The organism is Profundibacter sp. (assembly GCF_056498605.1).
The window spans coordinates 1-26,411 of the sequence record NZ_JBSMEZ010000128.1; the positions used below are offsets into that span (position 1 = coordinate 1).

Consider the following 26,411-nt stretch of genomic DNA (forward strand, 5'->3'; position numbering starts at 1 on the left):
GCTTTGCCGGGCTTCTTTTCGCTGTCGAACCACGACGTGGCGATGGAAGATCCACTGGCGCAGGAATTTGTCAGCTGGCGCGGGAAATGTAATTCCTCGATCCGCTCGACATACCAGATACTGTCGCGCGGTACGCCGAACCTAGAGACCGAAACCTGGGGCGCATCCGTTGCCGCCATCAAAGGCACCGAGACGCCTGAAGATGCAGGCGCACGTCTGCAAGCCGGTTTGGCAAGCTGGTATGCACCGCAGCAATAAGCGGTAAGATAACATCACCCCGGGCGGCATTGATCGGCCGGGGGCATTCGGGGGGAACGGAATGGCGACCACATCTAAATTCAAGTGGCATATCGTGGTGTTTCTGGCGCCTGCGGTGCTGGTTTACACAGCCGTGATGATCTTTCCGCTGTTCAACACCCTGCGTCTGGCGCTCTATTCTGAGGTCGATAACGTGCGGGTGTTTGTGGGGTTTGGTAATTTCAACACCCTGTTTGGCAATGCTCACTGGTCGGGGCAATTCTGGAATTCTCTGGGTAATAACCTGTGGTTTTTCGTCATCCACATGCTGGTGCAAAACCCGATCGGCATCGTGCTGGCCGCGATCCTGTCACACCCGAAATTACGCTTTGCCACCTTTTACCGCACCGCGATTTTTATCCCGACAATCCTGTCATTTGTAATAGTCGGGTTCGCGTGGAAACTGATCCTGTCACCGATTTGGGGCATCGCGCCCTCGATGCTGGATTTTGTCGGGCTGAAATCCCTGTTCGCCCCGTGGCTGGGCAAGGAAGAATACGCGCTGACCACGCTGGCGCTGGTGTCGGTCTGGCAATTCGTCGGCATCCCGATGATGCTGATTTACGCGGCCCTTTTGTCGATCCCCGAGGAGGTTCTGGAAGCTGGCGAATGTGACGGTGTCACCGGTATGGCGGCGTTCTGGAAGATCAAGCTGCCGTTGATCCTGCCCTCTATCGGCATCATTTCGATCCTGACGTTTGTGGGAAATTTCAACGCGTTTGATCTGATCTATACCGCCCAAGGGGCGCTGGCGGGGCCGGCGTTTTCCACCGACATTTTGGGCACCTTTATGTTCCGCACATTTTTCGGGTTCCAGTTGCAACTGGCTGATCCGCATATGGGGTCCGCCATTGCCAGCGCGATGTTCTTTATCATCCTGATCGGGGTGTGCTTTTACTTGTTCGCTATTCAGACGCGCTTGCGTCGGTATCAGTTTTAGGGGGGGCGCGCAGATGAACCGATCCCGCCACAATCTGAAAAACACCATCGCCGCACATGCGGTTTTGTTGACCTACACCGTGATCGCACTGTTTCCGGTTTTTGTAATCCTTATCAACAGCTTCAAGTCCCGCAAGGCGATTTTCCGGCATCCGCTGTCGCTGCCCAATTCCGAAACCTTCAGCACGGTTGGCTATGAGACCGTGTTCAAACAGGGCGATTTTATCCTCTACTTCCAGAACTCGATGATCGTCACGGTTTCGACCATTGTTCTGGTGCTGCTGTTCGGGGCGATGGCGGCCTTTGCGCTGGCTGAATACCGGTTCAAGGGTAACACGATTATGGGCCTTTATCTGGCGTTGTGCATCATTAACACGATCCTAATCGGCACCGTGGCGATTTTGGATATGATGGTGGCCAGCGGGCTGGTGAACACGCTGTTCGCGCTGATCCTCGTTTACACGGCGCAAGGTTTACCGCTGGCGGTGTTTATCCTGAGTGAGTTTATGAAACAGGTCTCTGATGATTTGAAAAATGCGGGCCGGATCGACGGGCTGTCGGAATACGCGATCTTTGGCCGTCTAGTGCTGCCACTGGTGCGCCCCGCGATGGCGACTGTGGCGGTGTTCAACATGATCCCGATCTGGAATGATTTGTGGTTTCCACTGATTTTGGCACCGGGTGAGGACACGAAAACCCTGACGCTGGGCAGCCAAGTGTTCATCGGCCAGTTCGTGACCGACTGGAATGCAGTGCTGTCAGCCTTAAGCATGGCGATCATTCCGGTGATGGTCCTCTACGTGATCTTCTCGCGCCAATTGATCCGTGGGATCACTTCGGGGGCAGTGAAATGATTCGTGTTCTGATCGCAGGTCTGGGCAATATGGGGTGCAGTCATGCGCTGGCGTATCATGCCCATGAAGGCGCAGAGATTGTCGGGTTGGTGAACCGTTCGGATGTGGAATTGCCGGATGAATTACAGGGCTACCCGCGATTCAAAGCCTTTGAGGAAGGCATGGCGACCAATCCTGGTCTGGTCTGCATCGCCACCTATTCCGACAGCCACGCCGATTTCGCAATTGCCGCGATGCAAGCGGGGGCGGATGTGTTCATTGAAAAGCCGTTGGCCACCACGGTGACGGACGCGCGGCGTGTGGTGGACACCGCCACGCGACTGGGTCGCAAGCTGGTGGTTGGTTATATCCTGCGTCACCATCCTAGCTGGCAACGGCTGATTGCCGAGGCGCGCAATCTGGGCGGCCCCTATGTGTTTCGTCTGAACCTGAACCAGCAAAGCAGCGGCGCGACGTGGGATACTCATAAATCGCTTATGGCCAGCACCAGCCCGATTGTTGATTGCGGGGTGCATTATGTCGATGTGATGTGCCAGATCACCGATGCTGTGCCGGTTCGGGTACATGGCATTGGCCTGCGTCTGACCGATGAAATCGCGTCGGATATGTATAATTACGGCCAGTTTCAGGTGGTGTTTTCCGATGGCTCGGTCGGCTGGTACGAGGCTGGATGGGGGCCGATGATGTCGGAAACTGCCAGCTTTGTGAAGGACATTATCTCGCCCAATGGCTCGGTTTCGATTGTCGGCGCAGATGCGGTGGATACGGATAGCATTGACGCCCACACGCGGGTTGGCGGGCTGAAATTGCACACGCTAACCGGCGACCAAATCATCGATCTACCGGACGAGCTTGACCATCAGGCGCTGTGCAATGCCGAGCAAGCCTTTATGCTGGACGCCATCGCCAACAACACCGATCTCGCCCGCCATATGCAGGACGCGGTGACGTCGCTTGCTATCTGTCTGGCGGCAGATGAAAGCATCCGCACAGGCCAGATGATTGAATTGAAAGAGGACGTGTTATGACAGCCCTTCGACTGGATAAAATCTGTAAGTCATTCGGCTCGGTGCAGGTGTTGTTCGACATCGACCTGACGGTAGAAGACGGCGAATTCGTGGTGTTTGTCGGCCCATCCGGTTGCGGTAAATCCACCTTGCTGCGGGTGATCGCAGGGCTGGAGGAAGCGACCTCGGGTAGCGTCGAGATCGCGGGCCAAATGGTTACCGATACGCCGCCCGCCAAGCGCGGCATCGCGATGGTGTTCCAGTCCTACGCGCTCTACCCGCACCTGACCGTTCGCGGTAATATGGAGCTGGGATTGAAGCAGGCCAAGACGCCAAAGGCCGAGATTGAAGAACGTGTGACTGAAGCCAGCCGGATGCTGTCGCTGGATGAATACCTAGAGCGGCGACCTGCCGAACTGTCCGGCGGCCAGCGCCAGCGGGTTGCCATTGGTCGTGCGATTGTGCGCGAGCCGGAGCTGTTTTTGTTTGACGAGCCGCTGTCCAATCTGGACGCCGCCCTGCGGATGAACACTCGCATCGAAATCGCCAATCTGCACCGCACCATTGATAGCGCTATGGTCTACGTCACCCACGACCAGATCGAGGCGATGACGCTGGCGGATCGCATCGTGGTGCTGCGTGATGGGCGTATCGAACAGATCGGCAGCCCGATGGAGCTGTATAACGATCCGGCCAACCAGTTTGTCGCCAGCTTTATTGGCTCGCCCGCGATGAATTTCGTTCAGGCGGGGGCTTATGGCTTTGAGCAAGGGCCAATTATGGGGGTGCGGCCCGAGCATTTACACGTGGTTGAGGGGGGCCGTTTGACAGGCGCAGTCACCCATGTGGAGCGACTGGGGGCGGAGACAAACCTGCTGGTCAAGTTAAGTGGTGGCGATGTTCTGACCCTGCGTCTGTTTGGTCAATTTCCTTATGAAGTTGGGCAGGTGCTGGGCATTGATTTTGACGATGCGAATGTGTTTTTCTTTGATGATAGCGGGGCGCGATTGCTAGGGTAACGCTGATATTTGTTGACCGAATGATAAAATAATTGCACGGTTCCCCCACATAGCCATCTGGGAGGTAGCAATGAGCATTTTAACAACATGGACAAGGCGCACGGTTCTGGCGTCTCTAATCGCGGCGGGGACAATGATGTCTGCAGGCGCGGCACTGGCCGAAAAGGTCAAGGTGGCGGGCATATTCACCCTGCCGGTTGAACAGCAATGGATCAGCCGCATCCACATCGCGCTGGTTGCCGCCGAAAAACGCGGCGATATCGACTACGTTTATTCCGAGAACGTCGCCAACACCGATTACGAGCGGGTAATGCGCGAATACGCTGAAGGCGGCCAACAGCTGATCGTCGGCGAGATTTTCGGGCTGGAACGCGCGGCGCGCAAAGTGGCTGCTGATTATCCTGACACGGCGTTTTTGATGGGCTCATCGTTTGAGCCTGCGGGCGACAACCTGTCGGTGTTTGACAACTGGATCCACGAGCCAGCTTACCTTTCGGGCATGGCCGCAGGGGCTGCCAGTAAATCCAACGTGATCGGCATGGTCGGTGGTTTTGCCATTCCCGAAGTGAACCGTTTGATGAACGCCTTCATGGACGGCGCGCGGGAAACCAACCCTGACGTCAAATTCCTCGTGAACTTCATCGACAGCTGGTATGATCCGCCCAAGGCCAAAGAGAGCGCATTTGCGATGATGGATGCGGGCGCGGACGTGATGTATGCCGAACGTTTTGGTGTGTCGGACGCTGCGGTCGAGCGTGGCGCCAAGGCGATTGGCAACGTGATCGACACGTCAAGCGATTATCCGGCCACGATCCTATCGTCGGCGATCTGGCATATGGAACCCACCATTGATGCGGCCATAGCAGCCGTTGCGGCGGGCAGCTACAAGGCCGAGGATTACGGCAAGTTCAGCTATATGGCGCAGGGCGGTGGCTCGGTGATTGTCGATGGTGCATTGGTTCCTGCCGATGTGGTCTCGATGATTGACGCCAAGAAAGCCGCGATCATGGATGGCTCGTTCACGGTGACCGTGAACAACGACGAGCCGGTTTCCGACAAATAGAAAGCGAGGGGCGCCGATGTAATCCCGGCGCCCCGTTTGCACATGAAAAATCCTGTCATCCTGACCCTTGGCGGTCTGACCAAGCGCTTTGGCGATGTTATTGCCAATGACGCCATTGATCTGACCCTGCACCACGGCGAGGTGCTGGCGCTGCTCGGTGAAAACGGGGCGGGCAAAACCACGCTGATGAACATGCTGTTTGGCCATTACACGCCCGACGCTGGCTATGTTGAAATGGTTGGCGAGGATGGCGTGGCGAAGCGTTTGCCTGCTGGTAATGCTCAGGCCGCTATAGATGCACGGATTGGCATGGTGCATCAGCATTTCACCTTGGCTGAAAACCTATCGGCGCTGGACAACATTCTGCTTGGCTCAGAAAGCCTGCTGTCGTGGCGGCGCAACCGTCGTGCCGCGCGGGCCAAGATTGAAGGGTTGATGCAGGAATCCGGTCTGATCGCACCTTTGGACGAGAAGATCGGCGCGCTGTCAGTTGGCGAGCGGCAACGGGTTGAAATCCTGAAAGCCCTGTTTCACGACGCGCGCGTGTTGGTGCTGGATGAACCCACCGCAGTGCTGACCCCGCAAGAAGCCGACAGCCTGTTTGTAGCCTTGCGCAAGATGGTGGATCGCGGCCTGTCGGTGATTTTCATCTCGCATAAATTGCACGAGGTTCTGGCCTTTTCCGACCGTATTGCGGTGTTGCGGCATGGCAAAAAGGTGGGCGAGCTGACCACGGCTGATGCCGACAAAACCCAGATCGCAACCTTGATGGTGGGCGAGGAAACTGCGCTGCCGACCCGCGAAGCGTGCGAGACAGGCGCACCGGTTCTGGAGCTGTCGGGCGTCACTGTGCAGCGTGAAAATGCGCGTAACTCATTGAACAACGTATCACTTTGCCTGCGGGCGGGCGAGATCGTCGGGGTGGCGGGCGTTTCAGGCAACGGCCAGTCGGCGCTGGCGCAACTGATCTCGGGACTGGTGCGTCCTGACAGCGGTAGCATCGCGATTTTGGGGGACGTGATCACTGCGCCCACACCCAAGGGCATGATCAAAGCGCATGTTGGCCGTATCCCCGAAGATCGCCACCATGACGGGGTGGTCGGCAGTATGACGGTGGCTGAAAATCTGGTTCTGGAGCGACTGGATCAGCCGGATGTTCAGCGTCGCGGGTTCCTGCGCAAGGGTGCGATTGACGACCATGCCGAGGCGTTGATTGCGGCCTATGACGTGCGCGGCCCCGGCAAGGATGCCCGCGCGGCGCTGTTGTCTGGCGGGAATATCCAGAAACTTATTTTGGCGCGGGTGCTGGAAACCGAACCACTGGTGATCCTTGCCAACCAACCCACCCGCGGGCTGGATTTCGGCGCGGCAGGCGAGGTTGCGCGGCGGTTGATGGCGGCGCGAAAACGCGGGGCAGGGGTGTTACTGATTTCGGAAGATCTGGACGAAGTTCTGAGTTTGGCAGACCGGATTGTGGTGATGCACGACGGGCAATTGATTGAGGCCGACACGCGGGATCGCGCCGCAATCGGGTTGTTAATGGCGGGGCAGGCGGCATGATGATGATTGAACCCAGAGGCGACATATCGCGCGGGATGCAGATGGCGATTCCGGTGATTGCGGCGCTTTTCGCCTTGGGGTTGGCGGCGTTGCCGCTGGCCTTTGCAGGCGCTCCGATTTTGCCCGCCTATAAGCAAATGTTCATCGGGGTCTTTGGCTCGGTTTTCTCATTCACCGAAATGCTGACCCGCGCCACGCCGCTGATTTTCACCGGACTGGCGGCGGCTTTGGCCTTCAAGGCGCGGCTGTGGAACATCGGGGCCGAGGGGCAGTTATATCTGGGCGCGATGGGCGCTGTGGCGGTGGGAACGGGGCTGGTTGACGGGCCTGCCGTGTTGATGATCCCGCTGGTGATGCTGGCGGGGGCGGCTGCGGGGGCGGCAGGGATGCTCGGCCCTGCGCTGCTGAAAACGCGGTTCGGGGCGGACGAAGTGGTGACCTCATTACTGCTGAATTTCATCATCCTGATCTTTGTTCAGATGATGCTGGAAGGGCCACTGAAAGACCCGATGAGCATGGGCTGGCCGCAATCCGAACCGATCCTTGATAGCGCCGCCCTGCCGCGTCTGATGGATCGGATGCGCATCCACAGCGGGTTGATCGTGGCGCTGATCGCGGCGGTGATTGCGCAAATCGCATTGACCAAAACCACATGGGGTTTCAAAATTCGCGCGGTGGGTGAAAACGCCGCCGCCGCCCGTCACGCGGGCATTGGCGTCAATCGCACCTTGCTGGGCGTGGCCTGTATTTCCGGTGCTTTGGCGGGGCTAGCGGGGGTCAGCGAAGTCGTGGGCCTGAAGGGGTATCTGACCACGGACCTGTCGCCAGGATACGGCTATTCCGGAATTGTGGTGGCGATGCTGGCGGGCCTGTCGCCGATCGGCGTGGTGATCGCAGCACTTTATGTGGCAAGCGTGTTCGTTGGCGCTGACAGTATGAGCCGCGCCATGGGGGTTTCCAGTTTTCTGGCCGATTTGGTCGTGTCGCTGTCGCTGATTTCGGTGCTGGTGGGCGGATTTTTCGCCCGCTACCGCATTAAATTTACTACCAAAGCGGGGGTAAAACCATGATGGACCTGCTGCAAATCTTCCTGAACGAAAGCTTCTGGGGGGCGTCATTGCGCATCGCCACACCGCTGATTTTTGGCGTGCTTGGCGCGCTGTTGTGTGAGCGTGCGGGCGTGTTGAACTTGGGCATTGAGGGTATTTTTGTCGTCGGGGCGATGGTCGGATGGATGTCAGTTTATTATGGTGCGTCCCTATGGGGAGGTGTGCTTGCCGCGGCTGGCGTTGGGGCGTTGTTTGGCTTGTTTCACGCCATTTTGACTGTGCCGCTGGGGTTGTCGCAACATGTGTCGGGCTTGGGGATTACGCTGTTTGCCACCTCGTCCGCGTCCTTCCTATACCGCACGATGTTGCCGGATGTTTCCTCACCGCCACGCATCAAAGCGTTCCAACCGATGGACGTGCCATTCTTGTCCGATATCCCGTTTTTCGGCCCTGTAGTGTTCCAGCAAACCGCGATGACTTGGTTGGCTTTGATCCTTGTCGGCGTGGTTTGGTGGGTGATCAATCGCACCCCGTTAGGCGTTGCCATTCAGGCGGTTGGCGACAACCCCGATGCGGTCAATGCACAAGGCTTGTCAGTTTATAAGTTGCGGATTGGGGCCGTGATGGCAGGGTCGGCCTTGATGGCGCTTGGCGGTGCGTTCCTAACCATGTCGACGTTTAACGCGTTCTTTTTCGGGATGGTCGGCGGGCGCGGCTGGATCTGCATTGCCTTGGTGATTTTTGCCAGTTGGCGCCCCGGCAAGGCGCTGTTGGGCGCGCTGTTGTTTGGCATGTTTGATGCCTTTCAGGTGCGCCTACAAACCGAAGCGGGCGCGATCATTCCGTCACAGATATTCCTGATGGCCCCTTACGTTTTATCCATCGTGGCGCTGGTGTTTGTTGCCAGAAAAGCCGAGTATCCACGGGCGCTGTTGCAGCCGTGGTTCAAGGGCCACCGATAGGAGAATGCGATGAGTTTTGATCTACTGGTGACAAATGCGGTGCTACCCGATGGCACGCAGGTGAATATCGGCTGCATCGAGGGCAAAATCACCGCCGTTGGCCGTGACGTAACCGGCGAGGCTGGCACGGTTCTGGACGCATGCGGCCAACTGGTTTCGCCGCCCTTTGTGGACCCGCATTTTCATATGGACGCAACGCTTTCGCTGGGTCGGCCACGGATGAATACATCCGGCACATTGCTGGAAGGTATCGCGCTGTGGGGCGAATTAAAGCCACAGCAAACTGTCGATGAAATTATCGAGCGCGCCATGCGGTATTGCGATTTGGCCGTGACGATGGGCATCGGCGCGATCCGCAGTCATGTGGATGTTTGCGATGATCAACTGAAGGGTGTGGATGCTCTGCTTGAGGTGCGAAAGCGCGTTGCGCCGTATCTGGATCTGCAACTGGTGGCCTTCCCGCAAGACGGGGTGTTGCGCGACCCGACCGCGATGCAAAACCTGATCCGTGCGCTGGATCGCGGCGTTGATGTGGTGGGCGGCATCCCGCATTTTGAACGGACCATGGCGGATGGTGCGGAATCAGTGCGGCAGCTGTGTGAGATCGCCGCTGAACGCGGCTTGCGCGTCGACATGCATTGTGACGAATCTGATGATCCGATGAGCCGCCATGTAGAAATGTTGGCCTATGAGACCACGCGTCTGGGCTTGCAAGGGCGCGTGACCGGATCGCACCTGACTTCGATGCATTCGATGGATAATTACTATGTGAGCAAGCTGATCTCACTAATTGCCGAGGCCCAGCTGCATGCGGTGCCAAACCCGCTGATCAACATCATGCTACAGGGCCGCCATGACACATACCCCAAACGCCGTGGCCAAACGCGGGTGCCGGAATTGCGCGATGCCGGAGTGAATATCGGCTTTGGGTCGGACTGTGTGATGGACCCGTGGTATTCGCTGGGCCGCGCCGACATGCTGGATGTGGCGGCGATGGGGCTGCATGTGGGGCAGCTATCCAGCCGCGCCGATATGCGCTGGTGCTTTGATGCGGTGACTGCGAATTCGGCCAACGTGATGGGGTTGGATGGCTACGGGCTGGATGTTGGTTGTGATGCCAATTTCGTGTTGTTGCAAGCGGATGATCCGATCGAGGCGCTTCGCCTTAGGGCGCATCGGTTGGCGACGGTGCGGGCTGGCAAGGTGATTGCCCGCAGCCCGCGGGTGGAACATGCGCTGGAATTACCCAAACGGCCTGAAACGCTGGATGCGTCGACCTATGCGCCAAAAGGCAGTTCGGGGTAATCGACATGGGCCAGATATAACCCCTGCGGCGGGCAAACCGGCCCACAGGCGGTGCGGTCTTTGGCTTCTAGAGCATCGCGCACATCACCGGGGGACCAGACGCCAGCCCCGACACGTTCTAACGACCCGACAAAACTGCGCACCTGATTGTGCAAGAAGCTGCGAGCCCTAAGGTGGAAATGAAACTCCTGCCCATAGGGAATGTCAAAGCTTTCAATCCGCAGCTCGTCCAGCGTTTTAACGGGCGAGGCCGCCTGACACATGGTCGAGCGGAACGTGGTGAAATCATGCAGACCCAACAGCATATCCGCGCCTTGCTGCATGGCTGCCGGATCCAGTGGATGTTTGACCTGCCAGACCTTGCCACGGTCATGAACCACCGGTGCGCGACGGGAAATCAGGCGGAACAGATAGCGCCGCTCGCGGGCCGAAAACCGGGCGTGAAACTCATCCGATACCCGTGCGACCTGCAAGATTGAGATCGGCACCCGATTCAGGTGGTAATTCAATGCTTCCATTAGCCGGAACGCATCCCAGTCCTTGACCATATCGCAATGGGCAACTTGCCCTGTTGCATGCACCCCCGCATCGGTGCGCCCTGCGGCCTGAATGCCATCAAAATCCGGCTCCAACATGCGCAAGGCATCTTCAACTGCCCCTTGCACTGTGGGCAGATCAATCTGGCGCTGCCAGCCATAAAACGACGCGCCGTCATATTCGATTTTCAAAGCATAACGTGGCATGACGCATGGGTAGCGCGGTGCGGTAAGGTTGGCAATCCGCACCCCTTCTTCTTTTCCCAAATATCTCTGCCGCAGGCATAAAAATTCTTTTGCCTGCGGCGCGGAGATTTATGGAACGAAAATAGACACCTTTGGATTCTGGCCCTAGGCATTCCGTCATCGGGGCCTTATCTTGCTTGCAAGGCAAGGGGGCAGTGGTGCGTATTTCGGAAGTTTTGAATGGTGTGACGGGGGGCTGGATCGGCTCCGAGGTGACGGTGCGGTTGGGCGTCACGGGGCTGAGCCGTGCCGGAAAAACGGTGTTTATCACATCACTGGTGGCCAACCTGCTGGACCGCGGCCGCATGGGGCAATTGTTGGGCGTGGCAAATGGGGCAGTGCAGGCTGCATATTTGCAGCCCCAACCCGATGACACAACGCCGCGCTTTGAATACGAGGCGCATTTGGCGGCATTGACGGCGGATCAACCTTATTGGCCCCAAAGCACCCGTACCGTGTCACAATTGCGGGTGTCGTTAAAGGTGCAGCCGACGGGGCTATTGGGAGGGCTGTCAGGCCCGCGCACTGTGCATCTGGATATTGTCGATTATCCGGGCGAGTGGTTGCTGGACCTCGGGTTGCTTGAGAAAACATACAGCGAATGGGCGCAGGGTGTGTTGGAAAGCCTTCAGTCCCGCGATTGTGCGGCAGAATTTCTCAATATAGTGGTTGATCCGGCGGCAAAGTATGACGAGGCCGCTGCGCAAGAATTGGCGGCCTCATTCACCACCTATCTGCACGCCGCCCGCGCCGCAGGATTTTCGGATTGTACACCGGGTCGGTTTATATTGCCGGGTGAATTGGAAGGCTCACCAGCGTTGACATTCGCGCCATTGACCGAGCCTGAGAACCACAAACGCGGGTCGATGTGGCGCGAAATGGAGCGCCGTTATGAAGCTTATAAGAAAAAGGTGGTGCAGCCGTTTTTCCGCGATCATTTCGCAAAGATTGACCGCCAAATGGTGTTGATTGACGCGCTGGGTGCCATTCATAGTGGTCCACAGGCCGTTGAGGATATGCGCAGTGCGATGGCGGATATTTTGGCGGCGTTCAAAGTAGGTAAGGTCGGGTTTCTGGCGTCCCTGTTCGGGGTGCATCGGGTGGATCGTATCCTGTTTGCCGCCACCAAGGCCGATCATTTGCACCACCGCCAGCATCCGCGTTTGACCGCAATTGTGGCGGCGATGTTACGGGGGGCAAAAGACCGCGCCGATTTTTCAGGTGCACTAACTGCGGCGATGTCGATTGCATCGCTGCGGGCCACGGTCGAGGAAACGTTGAACCACGATGGCAAACAACTGGATTGCGTGCGCGGCACTTTGCTGGACAGCGGCAAGCAGGCCGCGTTTTACCCCGGTGAATTGCCGGATGATCCGGCGAAATTACTGGGGCCGGCACGGGACGGGGCGGATGAATGGCTGGGGGATGATTACCAGATCATGAGCTTTGCCCCCGCACCGCTGGTGCTGAAGCCGAATGAAGGACCGCCGCATATCCGGCTGGACAAGGCCGCCGAATTTCTGATCGGGGATTATTTGAGATGAGCAAGAAATCAAGCGGCTCAGGTGGCCCGGTGTTGATCGAACTGGATCAGGACAGGCCGGACATTACCCCCGCCACTGCACCACCGGTGCCCGAGATGGCCGCACCACAAGGGCAGGCGATGCAGACATTAGCCAAGATGGCCGCGCGAAAACCGTCGCGGGTTGGGCGCTGGTTCTGGGGGGCGCTGGTGGCGTTGGCGGGCTTTGCCCTGTCGGTGGCGGCGTGGGATTTTGTCAACGGCATGATCGCACGGAATCAATACCTTGGCTATGTTGCGCTGGGTCTGATTGCGCTGTTTATCATCGTGCTGTTGGTGATCGCGCTGCGCGAAGCATTGGGGTTCGCCCGCCTCAAACGGCTGGATCGGGTGCATCGGAGGGCCGAAGCAGCCCTGGCCACAGGGGATTTGTCGACCGCAAGGGATGTAACGCAGCGATTAATGACGCTATACGCCGCACGCCCAGATACCGAATGGGGGCGCGCCAATTTTACCGAGCGACAAGGTGATATGTGTGATGCAGACGGATTGCTGGCGTTGGCCGAAACCGAAGTGATTGTGCCGCTGGACACCCAAGCCATCAAGGAGATCGAGGCGGCGTCCCGCCAAGTGGCGACGGTGACGGCGATCGTGCCGCTGGCGTTGGCGGACGTGTTCGTGGCCCTGACGGCGAACCTACGAATGATCCGGCGCATTGCCGAGGTTTACGGCGGGCGTTCCGGCACTTTGGGCAATTGGCGGCTGACGCGTGCGGTGTTCACCCATCTGGTGGCCACGGGCGCGGTTGCGGTGGGGGATGATCTGATCGGCACCATTGCAGGCGGCGGTGTGATGGCCAAAATATCGCGCAGGTTTGGCGAGGGGGTGATCAACGGTGCCCTGACCGCCCGCGTCGGCGTGGCCGCGATGGAAGTGTGCCGCCCGCTGCCGTTTATTGTTGCCAAACGACCATCAGTTACAGGGTTGGTCAAACGGGCGCTTGCGGGGTTATTCGGGCGCGGGTAGGTTAGCGAAACTATTTAGTTTTTTGCGAGGTTTGCTTTGGAACTGGTTATCCCGACGTTATTATTAGCGCTTTATCTGCTTTACAGTCATCTGAAGTTGAAAAAGACCGTGACCAGCTTGCAAAACCGGATTTCAGGGCTGGAGGGCGGCGAAGGTGCGCCCGCCCCCGTTGCCGAGGATGTGTCGGACGAAGATGCCGTTGCCATCAAGGATGTGCTGCCCCAATCCGACCCGTGGAAGCCTAAAAAGCCCGCTAAGGAAGACGAGGCCGAGCCGATATGGGTGGCGGGCGAGTTGCCCGAACATATTGCGAAATACCCTGTGCCAAAGGCCTTTGTTTTCACGCCCGAACGGGTGTCAGCCCTGATGGGGTGGATGAAAGAAAACTGGTTCTATGCCATTGCGGCGCTGTCTTTGGCGCTATCGGGTGTGTTTTTCGTGCAATACGGCATTGAAAACGGGTATTTGACGCCGTTTTGGCGGGTCATGGGTGCGCTCGGATTGGGGGCTGCGTTAATTGTTGCGGGGGAATGGATCAGGCGGCGCGCGGGGGACGAGGGAGACAGCCATACGGCCTATCTGCCCTCGGTGTTTTCCGGTGCGGGGCTGGTGGCGCTGTTTGCCGGTGTGCTGGCGGCGCGGCAGATGTATGGGCTGATCGGGGCTGAAATGGCGCTGGCCGGGCTGGTTGCGGTGTCGGGTTTGGCGGTGGTTCTGGGCTGGTTTTACGGGCCTTTGCTGGCAATGGTCGGTATCATCGGCGCAACGGCAGCCCCGTTTCTGGTGGGTGGCAGCAGCGATGATGGCTGGCTGTTTTACTACTACTTTGCGCTGATCGCCGTAACCGGAATGCTGGTGGATGCGATCAAGCGCTGGGCGTGGGTGTCGGCGCTGGCGCTGGTGTTCACCTTTATTGCTGCGTGGTTCACCTTTTATCTGGGCGCGGGCGGGGTGCATTTCCTTGGCTTTGCGCTGATTGCCGCCATTGGGGTTGCGATGATCCCGCCGCTGCAAATCTGGCCGCACCACGCGGGCGAAATGGTGTCGGTGTCATTGGCGCGGTTTGGGGGGCGTAAACCGGACTGGCCTGAATTCCCGACGCGGTTGGCAACGGGGGCATTCGTTGCGGCGACAATCGTTGCGGTGCTGGTTTCTCTAAAGGCGTCAAGTGCTGCCGAGGTGTGGCTGGTGCTGGTCACCTTGGCTATCTTGTTGGGTATGGCTGTGATCTGGTTTGGCCGCGCTCCGGCGTTGCGTGACACAATTATCTTACCGCCATTGGCGTTTCTTTTCGTGCTGTTTGCCCAATCAGAATCGATCGGCAACCTGTATCTGGCCTTCAAGTCCGGCCGCCACAGATTGCCCGAAGCATCTCCGCCTTGGGATGTGACGGTGATTGTGGCGATGGCATTGGCCGGATCGGCGCTGATATTCTGGCGGGGATTGCGTGAAAAAGAATACCGTCTGGTTTGGGCCGGAGGGGCTGCGTTGTTCGCGCCCTTGGTCGTGGCGCTGATTGAAATCTGGTGGCTGCCTGTTTCGGTTCTGGGCAAGGGGATGTGGGCGTGGCACGCGATGGCGGTGGCGACTGTGATGACCCTGTTTGCTGTGCAAGTGGCGCGGATGGATGGCGAGGATCGGCGACGGGCCGCGATATTCGCGCTGTCTGCCATGACGATGATCAGTTTCGCGCTGATGGTGATGTTGTCATCAGTCGCGCTCACGCTGGCGATTGCGGTGATGGTGCTGTTGGCGGCTTTGATTGATCGGCAGCTGGATTTGAAACTGCTGTCGGTGTTTGTGCAGGTTGGCGGTGTGGTGGTTGGCTATCGACTGGTGGCCGACCCAGGTGTGTTCTGGGCGTATGACGCGCCGCTAATTGAATTTGTGCTGGCCTATGGCGGAGTGATAGCGCTGTTTGCCGCAACGTGGTTCTTGCTCAAAACCCGCGCCCGAACAGCGGCAATAGTGGTGATGGAATCTGCTGTCTGGACCTTGAGCGGGATATTCGTATCAATCGCCCTGCTGCGAACATTTGATGGGGCTGACAACGGCCACGCCTTGGTCGGGGTGTTCGCGCTGATCTGGCTGATTTCATCGGCCAATCAGCTGTACCGTTTGAAAATCGGCGGGCGGATGCGTTGGGTGCGGATGGGGCTGGCAACTGTTTTCGGCGCTGTCGGGTTGCTGGCGATGGCTGCGGCGCTGACTGTCGTGAACCCGTTGTTTGCCAGTTACGAGGTGGTTCAGGGGCCGCCCGTTCTGGATACGCTGATGGTGGCCTATCTGCTGCCAGCGTTGCTGTTTGCCTTTGTGGCGCTTTGGTTTGATCACCTGCACCGTTGGTTGCGCATAGCTCTGGGCGCGTTTGCCGTGGGGCTATCTGCGCTATATGTCGGGTTGGAAATTCGCCGGTTCTGGCAGGGCGATGTGCTGGCCCATCGCGGGACCACGGATGGCGAACTGTATAGTTATACGATTGCCATGTTGCTGGTGTCGGTCGCGCTGCTGTTCTTTGCGTTTTCCAAACGTTCCGATCTGATCCGCAAGGCGGCGATTGTCGGGATTGGCCTGACCATTGCCAAGGTATTCCTGATTGATATGTCGGGGCTAACAGGGCTGATCCGCGTGGCATCTTTCCTTGGGCTTGGCCTGTCATTGGCCGGATTGGCATGGGTCAACCGGCAGATGATGTTGCAATGGGATCTGGGCGGGGATGAGCCGGAACCCAATGGTAAACCGGAAGATAAACCCGTCGATATGGGAGAGAAAAAGACTAAGGCTGTGGCAAAGCCCAAAACCAAAGCCACACCCAAACCAAAGGCAAAACCCAAACCCAAAGCAAAACCCAAAGCCAAGCCCAAGGATTAACCCTAGCCAAACATCGGCACGTCCCCCGCAGGTTTTTGCACATCCTGCACCCCCATCCGCAACCCGCGACCAATACGATGCACAAGGCTGGACCATGCGCTCGCGGATTCGGCGGGTAAGGTGGATTCCAGCACCTCGTCAAACAGCGCCAACCAGCCATCGAAATGATCCGCCCGCACGTCGCCCGCCATCATGTGCGCCCGCATCGGATTGCCGTCATAGCTGCGCTCAAACATGATGGCATTGCGCCAGAAACCGGCGATCTTTGCCTCGTGCTCGGGCCAGTTATCGATGTGGCCATCAAAGATCGGCCCCAGTGTGGGGTCTTTGCGCACCTTGTCGTAAAAACGGGCCATCACCAGATCGATTTGTTCTGCTGTGATCGGGAATCGGGGGGGCATTGTGGTCATTACAGGTGGCCTTTTGGTTAATCCGACTCTATTTATAAGGTATTGCAACGCGCGACGAAAGCGGATGCATTGTCGCAACCTGTTGCCCTACCTTAGCCGCCCCAATGGCGGTAACATATCACCCCGCACCAGTCGCGTCAGAAGGCGCGGCACGGGGGGTAGCATAGACAGCGGAAACAGCACACGGTCCCGAAAAATCGGCAGAATACGGCTGTCGGATTGGTATTGTGGCGTGAAAATACGGCTCATTAACTGATAGCTGCGCACATGCCAGCGGCGAGCCTTGGCATAGAGCTTCAGCGCGGCCATACCCTCGGCTCGCCGCAACGCTTCGCGCAGGGCCAGCGCATCCAGCAGCGCCATATTCGCGCCCTGACCCAATTGCGGGCTGGCGCGATGCGCAGCGTCACCAATGATGGCCAGACGGTCGCCATAAGGCCGGCGTAGCGTGCCGTGGGTGTAGCGGGCCATGGTCATTTGTGCGGGGTCCGTCACCTGATCCAGAAATGGGACAATATCGGGCCACAGTGCGCTGGCCTCATCCTTCCATGCGGCAAGGCCCGCCGCTTCCCAACCTTCATGCGCATCCCGCCCCAAGGACCAGAATATCGCAGCTTTGTTAGTGGTGCCCATACCCCCTGTGCCAATCGGCATCGCGCCAATCATCCGGTCGGCGCGCCGATAAACTTGCGTTAGCATGTCGGGCATTAATGTAGTTTCCTCCGGCCAATCCACCGTGCCCCAGATCGCGCCATATGGCAGGGATCGCGCCTTTAATGGTGATAAGGGAGAGCTTGCGCCGCAGGCGTCAATAATCAGGTCAAACGGGCCTTTGCTCTGCCCTCCTGCTAAGGTCAACATGCCCGCTGAGGCCGCCACCACCTGTGCATTCGGCACAATCCGCGCCCCCGCACGCAAAGCCGCATCATGGATCGCCCCAAACAGTGCCGCGCGGTGGATTGCCAGCCCAAAATGCTGACCTGCCTTGCGGTCATACCAGACATCCAGCACGCGGCGCCCGTTATCGGCCTCGTGTCCCAGCATCCGCGTGATCCGGCTGCCATTGGCCACGGCACTTTCCAGCGCCCCGATCCGCGCCAGCACCTCCTGCCCGACGGGTTGAATCACCAGCCCCGAACCCACCGGCAACGGTTTGGCGAACTGGTCAAACACCACCACATTGTGCCCGTCCGCCGCCAGCAATGCCGCCGACGCCAACCCGCCAATACCGGCCCCTGCTATCGCAATATCCAACTTGTTACCTGCCATACCCTACCTTAGCCCTATCCCACTGGACGATACGCCCTTGTGCGCCTATAACGCCCCCTATGAACAGCATATTCGCGACCATAATACGAATTACGTGCCCGGCGCTCTGAAACCAGAGCCGTCGGGATAAAGGCGCATGACATGGTCGCGCCGCCCTTCACCCAGTTGAAATACTCTATCCAAGGATGCCGTTATGTGCGCCGACACACCTGATACCCCCGACTATAAATCCACCCTGAACCTGCCGAAAACCGATTTTCCGATGCGGGCCGGCCTGCCAAAACGCGAGCCTGAATGGCTGGCGCGTTGGGCGCAAATCGGTGTTTATGACCGCCTGCGTGAAACCGCCAAGGGGCGCAAACCCTTCACCCTGCATGACGGCCCGCCCTATGCGAATGGCCATTTGCACATCGGTCACGCGCTGAACAAAATCCTCAAAGATATGGTGGTGCGGTCGCAACAAATGATGGGCCGTGATGCGCGCTATATCCCGGGCTGGGATTGCCACGGGCTGCCGATTGAATGGAAGGTCGAGGAGCAATACCGCGCCAAGGGCAAAGACAAAGATGCTGTGCCAATCAACGAGCTGCGTGGCGAGTGCCGCAAGTTTGCCGAGGGTTGGGTCGACATTCAGCGCGATGAGTTCAAGCGGCTGGGGATCACAGGCAACTGGGCTAACCCGTATAAGACAATGGATTTCTCATCCGAGGCCGTGATCGCCGAGGAGTTCATGAAGTTTGTGATGAACGGCTCGCTCTATCGTGGCTCAAAGCCGGTGATGTGGTCGCCGGTTGAGAAAACTGCGCTGGCTGAGGCCGAGATCGAATATCACGATCATCAGAGCCACACGATCTGGGTGAAGTTCCCGATTAAACAGGTTACGTCCCAAAGTGATGTTAAATTGAAAAATTTGCTTGGCGCATCGGTTATCATTTGGACTACGACGCCATGGACAATTCCCTCGAATAAAGCTGTCGCATACAACCCAAAAATCTCTTACGGGTTGTATGAGGTTGAAGCCACCGAAGAGGAAAGTTGGGCAGCGAAAGGCGATCGCTTTGTTCTGGCTGACGCTTTGGCTGAGGATGTTTTAGGAAAATCTAGAGTAACCCATTATAATCGTGTCGAGAATGTTGATCCTGAGAACATTGATCTAATGGGTCACCCGTTTGCCAATATGGATGATTTCTGGGCCTATGATATCCCGATGATCGACGGCGATCACGTCACCGACGAGGCAGGCACGGGGTTCGTTCACACCGCCCCATCCCACGGGGCCGACGACTACGAAGCCTTCGTCAAACGCGGCTGGACCGACCGGATGACCCATAACGTCAACGAGGATTCCGCCTTTGAAGAGTTTGTGCCGTTCTTTGCCGGACTGCGGGTTTATGACCGCAAGGGCAAAGAGGGCAAAGCCAACAACGCGGTGATCGCCAAGATGGTCGAGGCCGGAGCACTCATCGCTCGGGGCCGGATCAAGCACAGCTATCCGCACTCGTGGCGCTCCAAAGCGCCGGTGATTTTCCGCAACACGCCGCAGTGGTTTGTGGCGATTGATAAGGAACTGGGTGACGGGATGGACACGCATGGCAAGACTATCCGTGAACGTGCCCTGACCGAGATCGACAACGTGCAATGGACGCCGAAAACCGGCCGTAACCGTCTGTATTCAATGATCGAAAGTCGCCCCGACTGGGTGATGTCACGGCAACGCGCATGGGGCGTGCCGTTGACGTGTTTCATCAAGGATGCGGGTGATGGGCAGGTCGAAATCCTGCGTGATCCGGCGGTGAACGCACGCATTGCCGAGGCGTTTCGCAATGAGGGCGCGGATGCGTGGTTTGAAAAAGGTGCCAAGGCGCGGTTCCTAGGCTCGGATCACAATCCGGACGAATGGGAACTGGTTTCGGACATTCTGGACGTGTGGTTCGATAGTGGCTCGACCCATGCCTTCGTTCTGCGCGACCGCGAAGATGGCTCGGACGATGGTATCGCCGATCTGTATCTGGAGGGCACCGACCAGCATCGCGGTTGGTTCCATTCGTCCTTGTTGCAAAGCTGTGGCACCAATGGTCGCGCGCCCTATCGCGGAGTTTTAACGCACGGGTTTACGCTGGATGCAAAGGGCATGAAGATGTCCAAATCGCTGGGCAACACCATCGTGCCGGACACTGTGGTCAAACAATATGGTGCCGATATTTTGCGCCTCTGGGTGGCGCAGGTGGACTTTACCGCTGATCAGCGGATCGGGCCGGAAATTCTGAAAGGTGTCGCCGACAGTTACCGGCGCTTGCGCAATACCATGCGGTTTATGCTGGGGTCATTGAGCGAGTTTGATCGCAAGGATGTGGTTGAACCCGCCGACATGCCCGAGCTGGAGCGTTGGGTGCTGCACCGTCTGGCCGAGCTGGACCAAGTGGTGCGTGACGGCTACGCGGCTTATGATTTCCAGGGCGTGTTCCGCGCCCTGTTTGAATTTGCCACGCTGGATTTGTCGGCGTTCTATTTCGACATCCGCAAGGACGCGCTCTATTGTGATGGCGATAGTGCCACCAACCGCGCGGCCCTGACGGTGCTGGATATGTTGCACCACCGCCTGACCACATGGCTGGCCCCGATCCTGACCTTCACGATGGAAGAGGTCTGGCTACAGCGTAATGAAGGCGATGATATTTCGGTGCATCTGGAGGATTTCCCCGAAACGCCCGATAGTTGGCGGGATGAGGATTTGGCCGCGAAATGGGCGACCATCCGCAAGGTGCGCCGCGTGGTGACGGGGGCGATTGAAATCCAGCGTCAGGAAAAGGTGATTGGTGCGAGCCTAGAAGCAGGCCCGACCGTGCACATCCGTGACGCCGATATGCTGGCCGCGGCCAAGTCGGTGAACTTTGCCGATATCTGCATCACCTCGGATATCCATCTGTCGGCTGACCCGATCCCTGATGCGGCGTTCCGCTTGCCGGAAGTCGAGGGCGTGGGCGTTGAATTTGAACGCGCCGAGGGGCAGAAATGTATGCGCTGCTGGAAAATCCTGCCGGACGTGGGCAAGCATGATCACGCGGATGTCTGCGGGCGCTGTGATGCGGCCTTGAGCTAGGAAAACACACGCGGGCCTTGCGATAGGCCCGCGTATGCGCGAGGGTTCCTCATGCCCTGTTTAACCATAGACACCCCGACCGGTCCTCTGACAATCACCGAGGAGGACGGCGCGATTGTTGCAGTGAAATGGGGCGGTGCAGAGGGTCGTGATGACACGCCATTGCTGCGCAAGGCCCGCGCCCAGATTGATGAATATTTCGCAGGCACCCGCACAGAATTTGATGTGCCATTGCGGGTAGAGGGCAGCGTTTTCCAACGAGCAGTGTGTGATGCAATGTTGGCAATTCCTTTCGGTGAAACAGTCACTTATGGCGACATCTCCAAGCAGTTGAACATCCCCGCCCAAGCCATCGGGCAGGCCTGTGGCGGCAATCCGATCCCGTTGATTGTCCCGTGTCACCGTGTGCTGGGCGCAACCGGCCTTGGCGGGTTTTCCGGTGATGGCGGGGGCTTGGCCGGAATTGAACTAAAGGTGCAATTGCTGCGCCATGAAGGGGCGGCGGGGCTGTTGATTTGACCACATTCGTTTTTCTGGCCGTCATGGGGGCGGCGCTGCTGCATGCCACATGGAATGCGCTGATCAAAACCGGCGGCAACAAGCTGACCGGTATGCTGATCATGACCGTGGTGCAGGGCGTCATGGGCGCGGTGATCGCCACAACCCGCGCCATGCCACAGGGCGAGGTCTGGTTCTGGGTTATCGGATCAGGCCTGCTGCATTCAGCCTATAAATTCTTTCTGGCCTTTGCCTATGAGCAGGGCGATTTGAGCCGTGTTTACCCGATTGCCCGCGGGGCGGCCCCGATGATGGTGATGGTTGTCAGCGTGTTGTTCCTGACCGATGTGATTGGCGGGTTTGAACAAATCGGCATCGCCCTGCTGGGGCTTGGCATCTTGCTAATGGCGCACGGGGTGTTTGCCAATGGCGAGTCCCGACGGCTGGTGCCGCTGGCGCTGTGTTCGGCCATCGCCACCGCTGCCTATTCGTTGGTCGATGGTATGGGCGCGCGCGTGGCGGGGGATGCGGTGATGTATGTTGCGTGGCTGTTTGTATTCGATGCTGTTGGCTTTGTGCCGGTGGCCTACGGGTTGCGTGGACGAGTTGTTTTTATCGCAAAACCAAAGGTTTGGGGGTTGGGCATGACTGCGGCTGTGGCGTCCTACGGGGCCTATGCGATTGCAGTCTGGGCGATGACGGTGGCGCCGATCGCGCTGGTGGCGGCGCTGCGTGAAACCTCGATCTTGTTTGCGGTGTTGCTTGGTTGGGTCGTTTTTGGCGAACGGATGAACAAGGGCAAGGTTGCAGCCGTTGCATTGATCGTGGCGGGTGTAATCCTTACACGGCTTTAGCGGGTATAATTTGCTGCAAAATCCCTGCGCTGATCAGGTAAATACTGGTGACAACCAGCCCCCAATGCGCCCAGCTTTGCGGATGGAAATCGACCCACGCGGCCCAACCGGCAAAGAATGTCCACGCCAGCGCCATTGGCAAAGTGATGGAGCGCCAGCGTTCGGTGCGCACGGGGTGGACGAATTTTAGCGGGATGAACATGGTGATGGACAGGCCGACAACCAGCGCCAGCATCAGCCAGTAATTGGGCTCGACTGCAAACAGAACCAGCACAACCATGTTCCAGCAGCCGGGGAAGCCAGAAAATGAATTATCCTTTGTTTTCATACGCGTATCTGCAAAATACAAGGCGCTGGCAAAGGTGATTACAATGATTACAATCCAGCCGGTCCAGTTGGGCAAAAGCCCCGATTTGAACAGGGCAAAGGCGGGGATGAACACATAGGTCAAATAGTCAATGATCAGGTCCAACAGCTCGCCGTCGATTTGCGGCGCATAGGTTTTCACGTTGTATTTACGCGCCAGCGGCCCGTCGATCCCGTCGACGAAAAAGGCGACAACCAGCCAGAGGAACATCATATCCCATTTCTGATCCACAGCGGCGAGCATAGCTAACATGGCCAGAACCGCGCCAGTGGCGGTGAACAAATGAACGGATATGGCGCGTAATTGTGCTGTCATGAAAGTGTCATGGCGTATTTTTTGATGGGTGACAATATCAGGATGGGCTTTGATGGAAATTGCAACGTTCGGTGTGGGTTTTGCCGGACGTTTCCCTAGACTGGACGAAACGCGACAAAAAGGCAGGTTAACAAGGGAAGCGAGCGGATTTTTACAATATGGAAATCGTATGGAAACCGTATGGATTACCTACATATGATATTCACCAGTCTTTGGGTTAACTGGGCGAGCGTTGCGGGTTTGGGGCAAGGGATGAACTGTTGGTTAATTCGGCGCAGCAGAGTTTATGCGCTCCGCGCGGGAGATATTTGGGAAAAGAAGAATCGGGAGCAATGCAGCAGTCTTCATTGCCGCTTTGAGAGGGCCGCGCCCGAGATCAGGATGACCACAATTCCGACGATTGAAAGGGGGGTTGTGGTCGTGCCCCACAGCAAAAATGCCCAGAGGCTGGCGAAAATCAGAAACGAGTATTCGATCACCGCGACGTAAGGTGGTGTGCCGATCCGGTAGGCTTGGGAAATGCAGCTTACCGCGATGACCGCACCGACCGCTTGAAACAGGGTCAACCAGAAGAAGCGGGCTGATGGTGCGACCCAGCCTTTGGTTAAGAAGGTTTGGTCAGCGGATGGGAAGACGGTGAAATAAATCAGCAGCACAAGGCTGATCAAGCCGATGGTCAGGAATATGCCAATGGTCAGGGTGATCGGGCTTTCCTTGGCGCAAGTGTGCGGTGTGAGCAGCATTCCCAGCCCATAGAACACGCCTGCGGCCAGCGGCAATAGCGAGAGTCTGGACAGGGCCTGTAGGTCGGGCTGCAAAAGCATCAACACGCCCCCAAACCCCGCAAAGATTGCCATGAGTTGGAACCGTGTAATACGGGCCGAGAACAACAGGGCAGAAAACAGCAGCACCCAGATAGGGGCGCTGAACAGGCCGGCAGCGGCCTGTGCGACCGGCAAAACACCAAGGGCGGCGAAATAGATTAGAAGGCCGGTAGACACAGTAAGGCTGCGTAGGGCCAGTTTCCCCCAGTTAACCGGTCGCAAGCTATGAGAGGCCATCATGCCTATTACCAGCAGCAAAGGGATCGCTAGTAGGGTGCGCACGACCTGAAATTGCCATATCCCGGCTTCCTTCGAGACGCTGAAGACGAAATTGTCGATGAAGCTTAGGACTGCCGAGGCAAACAAGGCCAATAGAGCGGCGCGGGCATTCGGATTGGCGAACATGTGGCGTTACCTTATGCCCGTGGATGGGTCTTGTCATAGACTTCCATCAGTCGCGCGGTATCGACCGAGGTATAGGCCTGTGTGGTCGACAATGAGGCGTGACCCAGCAGTTCCTGAATGGCACGCAGATCACCGCCCGCACTTAGCAAGTGAGTGGCGAATGAATGGCGCATGGCGTGCGGTGTGGCGGTGGCGGGCAGGCCCAGCTGCATACGGGTGGCCTCCATTGCTTTTTGGATGGCGCGGGGCCGTAGGGGGCCACCACGCACGGCGTGGAACAGCGGGGCGGTGGGGTCCAGCGGGTGGGGGCAGATGCGTAAATAGCGGGACACGGCGGAGCGGGCGGCGTCGATCACCGGCACGATGCGGGTCTTGTTGCCCTTGCCGGTGATGCGCAGCACGTCGGGCAGGGGGACGTCGGCACCGGTTAGGGATAAGGCCTCGGATATCCGCAAGCCGCAGCCATATAGCAGGGTGATCACGGCGGCGTCACGGGCGGCGACCCATTCGTTTGCCGACTGGAATTCGACGGTTTCGATCATCGCGCGGGCGGCGTCTTCGGCCAGCGGGCGCGGCAGTTTTTTCTGGAAGCGGGGCGAGCGGGCGGACAGGACGACCGTGGCGTCAAACCCGTCGCGTTCGGACAACCAGCGATAAAAGGATTTTACGGCTGATAATGAGCGGGCCAAGGATCGTGCGGAAACCCCGCGCCCGCGCTCATGTGCCATCCATGCGCGGATGTCGGTGACTTTGACCTGTTTAAGGGGTGCAAGGCCTGTGGCATCGCCAAAATGTTGGGTGATGAAGGCGAGATAGCCTAATAGGTCGGTGCGGTAGGCCTCGATTGTATTGTCGGCGGCGTTGTTCAGGGCTTTGATTGTGGTCAGCCATTCCTCGAGCGTATCAGTTGCCGCTGGGGATATGGCGCACAGAGTCATGACAGCCAGCGACGCATGGCCCGTTCAAATACACCGGCGAAAAAGGCTAGTAAATCAGTGCCTTGGTTGGGTTTGAAGTGGTGCGGGTCCTCGGACCCCATCACCAGCATACCAGGTAAACGGCCATTGCCGAAATCCAGTTTCAGGGCGGCCTCGGAACGGATCCAGTCAAAGGCTTCGCCATAGATCACATCGGTCTCGGGTTTGATCTGGCGCAGGGTCACTTGGCGCGAGGTGCTGCGCTTGCCGTTGGTCAGATATGTCTCGATAAAACCGGGCTCGGCAACGTTCAACACATCGCCAAGACGTTTCACCGCCGGATCATTTTCGTTTTGCACGGATTCCAGCACCAGACGCACACAATCGACGCCCAGAATATCGGCAACTTCGCCGTCCAGATCCCGTAGGAAATTTTCAAACTCGGCGGGGTCCAGCATCCGTAGGATGGCGCGATGCACCTGATTGGTGCCGGCCAGATTTTCGTAAGCGGCGGCGATGACGGAACGGTGGGTGTCCTCAAGGCGGTCAAGGCGGGCCTCGAGCCGTTCCATGGCGATGCCTCGTAAGTCAATGATATTGCTGCCCATTTGGGCCTCATTGGCCGATACAAGCGCGCGCATCAGGTCTTTGTCTTCCAGAATAACATCCGGGTCCGCGATCAGCTTGTCACGCAGCTCTTCCAACTGTTGTACGGTGTTTGTCATGCCTGCCTTACCATATTTGCCTTGGTTTCCGGCACTATAGACCGAATTGTTCAGGCAAGTCATGGGGTTTTTCGGCGGTGGGGTGTGCGGATTGGGTTTCGTGTTTTGAGGACAACAGAAACGGGCGGCGGGCGCGTGGTTATAAGGGATATGAATTGCATATGAAAACCATATGAATCGCATATGATAAAATGCGCGTTAGGGGTTAACAGTGATTTTGGTGAATGACGGGTTTGAAAGGTGGGTTCAACTGATCACGGTCGTGGAATTCGGTGGTTTATATTGCAGCATCCGCCCACAACTGAAATGCTTTTCTTGGAAGTAGAGAGGATCGAAAGCATGAGAGACATCATCGTCAGTAACGTGCAGATATATAGTGATATTGCTGAAGGCGCCTTTCGTCCGATGGGGGCGGACCTCGGGGGGGGGCGGCGGCGCCGGGCGGAGGGGGCCGGGGGGGGAGGAGCGCGG

At 57.9% G+C, this 26,411-nt stretch carries 22 protein-coding genes and 1 pseudogene; 16 read left to right on the forward strand and 7 right to left on the reverse strand.

Annotated features, from left to right (window positions below; all coding sequences use genetic code 11):
* The 10 genes and pseudogenes from ACWB12_RS12855 to ACWB12_RS12900 all read left to right on the forward strand — a co-directional run.
* Positions 1–258, forward strand: a pseudogene (locus ACWB12_RS12855) (sugar ABC transporter substrate-binding protein); the annotation flags it as partial.
* 61 nt (positions 259–319) lie between these two features.
* Positions 320–1,237: a carbohydrate ABC transporter permease gene (locus ACWB12_RS12860; protein ID WP_479530490.1), complete on the forward strand. Its 918-nt coding sequence runs from the start codon at positions 320–322 to the stop codon at positions 1,235–1,237.
* Positions 1,238–1,250: 13 nt separating this feature from the next.
* Positions 1,251–2,090, forward strand: a complete 840-nt coding sequence (locus tag ACWB12_RS12865) for a carbohydrate ABC transporter permease (protein ID WP_479530491.1) — start codon at positions 1,251–1,253, stop codon at positions 2,088–2,090.
* On the forward strand, positions 2,087–3,118 hold the full coding sequence (locus ACWB12_RS12870) for a Gfo/Idh/MocA family protein (protein WP_479530492.1): 1,032 nt from the start codon (positions 2,087–2,089) through the stop codon (positions 3,116–3,118). The genes ACWB12_RS12865 and ACWB12_RS12870 overlap by 4 nt, the downstream gene beginning before the upstream one ends.
* Positions 3,115–4,116 (forward strand): ABC transporter ATP-binding protein, encoded by a 1,002-nt coding sequence (locus ACWB12_RS12875; protein WP_479530493.1) that lies wholly within the window; start codon positions 3,115–3,117, stop codon positions 4,114–4,116. Before ACWB12_RS12870 ends, ACWB12_RS12875 begins: the two co-directional genes overlap by 4 nt.
* Before the next feature lie 70 nt (positions 4,117–4,186).
* Entirely contained in the window at positions 4,187–5,179 is a 993-nt protein-coding gene (locus ACWB12_RS12880; protein WP_479530494.1) for a BMP family protein, read from the forward strand.
* Between the two features lie 42 nt (positions 5,180–5,221).
* The gene (locus ACWB12_RS12885; protein WP_479530495.1) at positions 5,222–6,739 is read left to right on the forward strand and encodes an ABC transporter ATP-binding protein; all 1,518 of its coding nucleotides are present in this window, start codon (positions 5,222–5,224) and stop codon (positions 6,737–6,739) included.
* Entirely contained in the window at positions 6,739–7,809 is a 1,071-nt protein-coding gene (locus ACWB12_RS12890; protein ID WP_479530509.1) for an ABC transporter permease, read from the forward strand. Before ACWB12_RS12885 ends, ACWB12_RS12890 begins: the two co-directional genes overlap by 1 nt.
* Positions 7,809–8,750, forward strand: a complete 942-nt coding sequence (locus ACWB12_RS12895) for an ABC transporter permease (protein WP_479530510.1) — start codon at positions 7,809–7,811, stop codon at positions 8,748–8,750. Before ACWB12_RS12890 ends, ACWB12_RS12895 begins: the two co-directional genes overlap by 1 nt.
* A 9-nt stretch (positions 8,751–8,759) precedes the next feature.
* Positions 8,760–10,055 (forward strand): amidohydrolase family protein, encoded by a 1,296-nt coding sequence (locus ACWB12_RS12900; protein WP_479530496.1) that lies wholly within the window; start codon positions 8,760–8,762, stop codon positions 10,053–10,055.
* Here ACWB12_RS12900 and truA read toward each other — a convergent pair.
* Positions 10,028–10,798, reverse strand: coding sequence for a tRNA pseudouridine(38-40) synthase TruA (gene truA, locus ACWB12_RS12905; protein WP_479530511.1), 771 nt, complete (start codon positions 10,796–10,798; stop codon positions 10,028–10,030). The two genes, ACWB12_RS12900 and truA, sit on opposite strands and share 28 nt — an antisense overlap.
* A gap of 197 nt (positions 10,799–10,995) precedes the next feature.
* Between truA and ACWB12_RS12910 the strand changes: the two genes are divergently transcribed.
* Genes ACWB12_RS12910 through ACWB12_RS12920 form a run of 3 tightly spaced genes read left to right on the forward strand, consistent with a single transcriptional unit; the run spans position 10,996 to position 16,256 of the window.
* A complete protein-coding gene (locus ACWB12_RS12910) occupies positions 10,996–12,381 on the forward strand; it encodes a YcjX family GTP-binding protein (RefSeq protein ID WP_479530497.1) in 1,386 nt (461 codons plus the stop codon).
* Positions 12,378–13,385 carry a YcjF family protein gene (locus ACWB12_RS12915; RefSeq protein ID WP_479530498.1) on the forward strand — a complete coding sequence of 336 codons (1,008 nt, stop codon included), beginning with the start codon at positions 12,378–12,380 and terminating at the stop codon, positions 13,383–13,385. The genes ACWB12_RS12910 and ACWB12_RS12915 overlap by 4 nt, the downstream gene beginning before the upstream one ends.
* A gap of 36 nt (positions 13,386–13,421) precedes the next feature.
* Positions 13,422–16,256 carry a DUF2339 domain-containing protein gene (locus ACWB12_RS12920; RefSeq protein WP_479530499.1) on the forward strand — a complete coding sequence of 945 codons (2,835 nt, stop codon included), beginning with the start codon at positions 13,422–13,424 and terminating at the stop codon, positions 16,254–16,256.
* Positions 16,257–16,258: 2 nt separating this feature from the next.
* Here ACWB12_RS12920 and ACWB12_RS12925 read toward each other — a convergent pair whose 3' ends face one another.
* Positions 16,259–16,666, reverse strand: coding sequence for a group III truncated hemoglobin (locus ACWB12_RS12925; protein ID WP_479530500.1), 408 nt, complete (start codon positions 16,664–16,666; stop codon positions 16,259–16,261).
* Positions 16,667–16,753: 87 nt separating this feature from the next.
* Entirely contained in the window at positions 16,754–17,935 is a 1,182-nt protein-coding gene (locus ACWB12_RS12930; RefSeq protein ID WP_479530501.1) for an FAD-dependent oxidoreductase, read from the reverse strand.
* A gap of 193 nt (positions 17,936–18,128) precedes the next feature.
* Between ACWB12_RS12930 and ileS the strand changes: the two genes are divergently transcribed.
* The 3 genes from ileS to ACWB12_RS12945 are packed head-to-tail and all read left to right on the forward strand — an operon-like array spanning position 18,129 to position 22,387.
* Positions 18,129–21,035, forward strand: coding sequence for an isoleucine--tRNA ligase (gene ileS / locus ACWB12_RS12935; protein ID WP_479530502.1), 2,907 nt, complete (start codon positions 18,129–18,131; stop codon positions 21,033–21,035).
* A gap of 51 nt (positions 21,036–21,086) precedes the next feature.
* Complete coding sequence (locus ACWB12_RS12940) at positions 21,087–21,554, forward strand: methylated-DNA--[protein]-cysteine S-methyltransferase (RefSeq protein ID WP_479530503.1); 468 nt, start codon at positions 21,087–21,089, stop codon at positions 21,552–21,554.
* Entirely contained in the window at positions 21,551–22,387 is an 837-nt protein-coding gene (locus ACWB12_RS12945; RefSeq protein WP_479530504.1) for an EamA family transporter, read from the forward strand. Before ACWB12_RS12940 ends, ACWB12_RS12945 begins: the two co-directional genes overlap by 4 nt.
* On the opposite strand, the gene ACWB12_RS12950 is transcribed toward ACWB12_RS12945, so the two are convergent.
* From ACWB12_RS12950 to ACWB12_RS12965, 4 genes are all read right to left on the reverse strand, one after another.
* Positions 22,374–23,069 carry a CDP-alcohol phosphatidyltransferase family protein gene (locus ACWB12_RS12950; RefSeq protein WP_479530505.1) on the reverse strand — a complete coding sequence of 232 codons (696 nt, stop codon included), beginning with the start codon at positions 23,067–23,069 and terminating at the stop codon, positions 22,374–22,376. The two genes, ACWB12_RS12945 and ACWB12_RS12950, sit on opposite strands and share 14 nt — an antisense overlap.
* 344 nt (positions 23,070–23,413) lie before the next feature.
* Entirely contained in the window at positions 23,414–24,298 is an 885-nt protein-coding gene (locus ACWB12_RS12955; protein WP_479530506.1) for a DMT family transporter, read from the reverse strand.
* Between the two features lie 11 nt (positions 24,299–24,309).
* Positions 24,310–25,236: a tyrosine recombinase XerC gene (locus ACWB12_RS12960; protein WP_479530507.1), complete on the reverse strand. Its 927-nt coding sequence runs from the start codon at positions 25,234–25,236 to the stop codon at positions 24,310–24,312.
* Positions 25,233–25,940: a DUF484 family protein gene (locus ACWB12_RS12965; protein WP_479530508.1), complete on the reverse strand. Its 708-nt coding sequence runs from the start codon at positions 25,938–25,940 to the stop codon at positions 25,233–25,235. Before ACWB12_RS12965 ends, ACWB12_RS12960 begins: the two co-directional genes overlap by 4 nt.
* Positions 25,941–26,411 lie beyond the last annotated feature (471 nt).

Coding starts and splice junctions, on each gene's coding strand:
- ACWB12_RS12860 (WP_479530490.1), top strand. CDS start 320: ATGGCGACCACATCTAAATTCAAGTGGCATATCGTGGTGTTTCTGGCG.
- ACWB12_RS12885 (WP_479530495.1), top strand. CDS start 5,222: ATGAAAAATCCTGTCATCCTGACCCTTGGCGGTCTGACCAAGCGCTTT.
- truA (WP_479530511.1), bottom strand. CDS start 10,798: ATGCCACGTTATGCTTTGAAAATCGAATATGACGGCGCGTCGTTTTAT.
- ACWB12_RS12900 (WP_479530496.1), top strand. CDS start 8,760: ATGAGTTTTGATCTACTGGTGACAAATGCGGTGCTACCCGATGGCACG.
- ACWB12_RS12895 (WP_479530510.1), top strand. CDS start 7,809: ATGGACCTGCTGCAAATCTTCCTGAACGAAAGCTTCTGGGGGGCGTCA.
- ACWB12_RS12960 (WP_479530507.1), bottom strand. CDS start 25,236: ATGACTCTGTGCGCCATATCCCCAGCGGCAACTGATACGCTCGAGGAA.
- ACWB12_RS12870 (WP_479530492.1), top strand. CDS start 2,087: ATGATTCGTGTTCTGATCGCAGGTCTGGGCAATATGGGGTGCAGTCAT.
- ileS (WP_479530502.1), top strand. CDS start 18,129: ATGTGCGCCGACACACCTGATACCCCCGACTATAAATCCACCCTGAAC.
- ACWB12_RS12865 (WP_479530491.1), top strand. CDS start 1,251: ATGAACCGATCCCGCCACAATCTGAAAAACACCATCGCCGCACATGCG.
- ACWB12_RS12915 (WP_479530498.1), top strand. CDS start 12,378: ATGAGCAAGAAATCAAGCGGCTCAGGTGGCCCGGTGTTGATCGAACTG.
- ACWB12_RS12925 (WP_479530500.1), bottom strand. CDS start 16,666: ATGACCACAATGCCCCCCCGATTCCCGATCACAGCAGAACAAATCGAT.
- ACWB12_RS12880 (WP_479530494.1), top strand. CDS start 4,187: ATGAGCATTTTAACAACATGGACAAGGCGCACGGTTCTGGCGTCTCTA.
- ACWB12_RS12940 (WP_479530503.1), top strand. CDS start 21,087: ATGCCCTGTTTAACCATAGACACCCCGACCGGTCCTCTGACAATCACC.
- ACWB12_RS12875 (WP_479530493.1), top strand. CDS start 3,115: ATGACAGCCCTTCGACTGGATAAAATCTGTAAGTCATTCGGCTCGGTG.
- ACWB12_RS12955 (WP_479530506.1), bottom strand. CDS start 24,298: ATGTTCGCCAATCCGAATGCCCGCGCCGCTCTATTGGCCTTGTTTGCC.
- ACWB12_RS12930 (WP_479530501.1), bottom strand. CDS start 17,935: ATGGCAGGTAACAAGTTGGATATTGCGATAGCAGGGGCCGGTATTGGC.
- ACWB12_RS12890 (WP_479530509.1), top strand. CDS start 6,739: ATGATGATTGAACCCAGAGGCGACATATCGCGCGGGATGCAGATGGCG.
- ACWB12_RS12950 (WP_479530505.1), bottom strand. CDS start 23,069: ATGACAGCACAATTACGCGCCATATCCGTTCATTTGTTCACCGCCACT.
- ACWB12_RS12965 (WP_479530508.1), bottom strand. CDS start 25,940: ATGACAAACACCGTACAACAGTTGGAAGAGCTGCGTGACAAGCTGATC.